This is a genomic window from Nostoc sp. (assembly GCF_036917275.1).
Taxonomy (GTDB): domain Bacteria; phylum Cyanobacteriota; class Cyanobacteriia; order Cyanobacteriales; family Nostocaceae; genus Nostoc.
On the sequence record NZ_JBALDF010000073.1, the window covers coordinates 1 to 2,311 of the forward strand.

Below are 2,311 nucleotides of genomic sequence, written 5' to 3' on the forward strand. Positions count from 1 at the left end.
AGTTGCCGGAGGTTGGTCTGGAGTTGCCGGAGGTTGGTCTGGAGTTGCCGGAGGTTGGTCTGGAGTTGCCGGAGGTTGGTCTGGAGTTGCCGGAGGTTGGTCTGGAGTTGCCGGAGTTTGGCTTGGTTGTTCCTGCTGTGCTAGAGTTACCTGCGGCAGAACAACTATACCAAAGCTGGCGAAAAAAAGTAACCAAGCAGTAGAAACAATGGATTTCAATTTTTTAGATGACTTTTGTTTCATTTTTCGTTAATAAAGTAGATTTACATTCAATATTAATATTTATCATTCTTCAGTCATATTACACATACTACATAAAAGGTTTTTTATATTTTACATGAGAAATTGCTTCCTTGCAATTTTCCATTCTGCCAAATTCCATTCTTAAAAGAGCCATCTGCGAATTTAAATATTCCCTGGCCTTCACAGTGCCCAGCTTTAAAATTGCCTCGATACTCATTACCATCTTTGAATCTAATTTTTCCTAGCCCCTCAAATTTATCGTTGACAAATTGACCTATATAATCTTTATAAAAACTTTTACTTGTGGGATATAAAAATATGCCACAACCATTGCGCTGATTATTTTTGAATTCTCCATTGTATCGACTACCATTCTTAAATATCATTACTCCTTTACCAGATGGATTGCTATTTTTATCTTTAGCCCCATAATATTCAGTACCATCTGGAAACTTTTTATCGGGTTTTGTAGTTGAGGGAAGTGAAGTTAGTTCCGAACTGCAAGGTAGTGAAATAAATTGCTCAGTTTTTTCTGGTACTTGGGGAGATTGCTGTTTGGGAAAATCAGTTTTTTCTGGTACTTGGGGAGATTGCTGTTTGGGAAAATCAGTTTTTTCTGTTATTTGGGGAGATTGCTGTTTGGGAAAATAAGATAATGCAAGCATCGCCACTACTCCTGCTCCGATTACAGTTCCAGCTAAAACTATCCGATTCAATCCAAATATCTCCCTATTTGTTGATTTTGGTTTTACAGGAGAAACTGAATAAGTTGGAGCTACGATGCGAGTTGGAGATGTTGAGGAACCCAGTGCTTCTAACGCCTCTGCTGCCGACTGGTAGCGTTGGCTAAAGTTGTAACGCACCATTTTTGTTAAGATATCAGCTAGGCGATCGCTGACATTTGTCCAATGACGCCAGATAATTTCGCCATTTGCATCTTCTGAGAATTCTTGAGGGATTCTACCTGTCAAAGCTTGAATAGCAACAATCCCCACTGCAAAGATATCGCTAGACAACCTTGGCTTAGAACTAGCTTGTTCATTAGGCATATAACCATTGGAGCCAATGATAATAGTCGAAGTCACTTGACCTTGAGTATTTTGTGCCAAACCTTCAATTTCTTTAACTGCTCCAAAGTCAATCAGCATAATCTTGCTATCCTTGCGCCGACGCATCAAGTTTTGCGGCTTGATATCTCGGTGGATAATATTTTGCTGATGTACCACTACTAAAACTTCAAGAATTTCCTGCAACAGTTGAACTACTTGAGCTTCACCCCACGGCTGGTCAGGAATTATCTCTGTAGACAAGTCACGTCCATCCACAAATTCTTGTACTAAATAAAATTCCCCATTTTCTTCAAAATGAGCGAATAATTTGGGTATTTGCTTGCTCAGGTTACCTAAGCGATATAAAACTTCTGCCTCTTTTTCAAATAATCGTCTAGCGATTGGTAAAACTGCTGTATCGGAGGTTTTTGGTTTTAAGTGTTTGACAACACACCTGGGCTTGTTAGGCAAATCTAAATCTTCAGCTAAATAGGTATCACCGAACCCACCGCTTCCTAAAAGCCCTACGATTTTATAGTGGTTGCGGAGAACTGTATTTATCGGCATCCATCTTACTCCGTAGGATGTTGTTGGCTTGATTGTATCACTTTGGCTGCCCATTGCTATTTGCCAAGAAGATAGAAACAAAGGAAAAAATATTTGCGAGTTATCATCGCGAATTAAGGGGACTATACGGATGCTGCTTATAAACTGAGAAAATTATGGCAGTCAGAGAAAATGGTTAAAACAAATATTGGTACTACAAGTTACAAATGCCTCAGCCGTACTTTCAATGCGCGACATAATCAAAACTAAGTACAGTTTTGCATAAAAGCGTAGTGTTATTTAATGCAGGGGGATGCATTGGCATTGTAGGGCAACGCATTAACATTGTATCGGGATGCATTGGCATTGTAGAGGGATACATTAACATTGTATCGGGATGCATTGGCATTGTAGAGGGACACATTAACATTGTATCGGGATGCATTGGCATTGTAGAGGGACACATTAACATT

At 39.5% G+C, this 2,311-nt stretch carries 3 protein-coding genes; 1 reads left to right on the forward strand and 2 read right to left on the reverse strand.

Annotated elements, in window-relative coordinates:
- On the reverse strand, positions 1–243 hold a 243-nt coding region (locus V7K35_RS28895; protein ID WP_335083833.1), incomplete at its 3' end, for a hypothetical protein.
- A gap of 83 nt (positions 244–326) precedes the next feature.
- The gene (locus V7K35_RS28900) at positions 327–1,913 is read right to left on the reverse strand and encodes a protein kinase domain-containing protein (RefSeq protein WP_442939777.1); all 1,587 of its coding nucleotides are present in this window, start codon (positions 1,911–1,913) and stop codon (positions 327–329) included.
- A gap of 218 nt (positions 1,914–2,131) precedes the next feature.
- Between V7K35_RS28900 and V7K35_RS28905 the strand changes: the two genes are divergently transcribed.
- Positions 2,132–2,311 (forward strand): hypothetical protein (locus V7K35_RS28905; RefSeq protein ID WP_335083835.1); only part of this gene is annotated, 180 nt, incomplete at its 3' end.

Bases quoted from the DNA above. Each gene is read 5' to 3' on its own strand.
- V7K35_RS28900 (WP_442939777.1), bottom strand. From the start codon at position 1,913: ATGGGCAGCCAAAGTGATACAATCAAGCCAACAACATCCTACGGAGTA.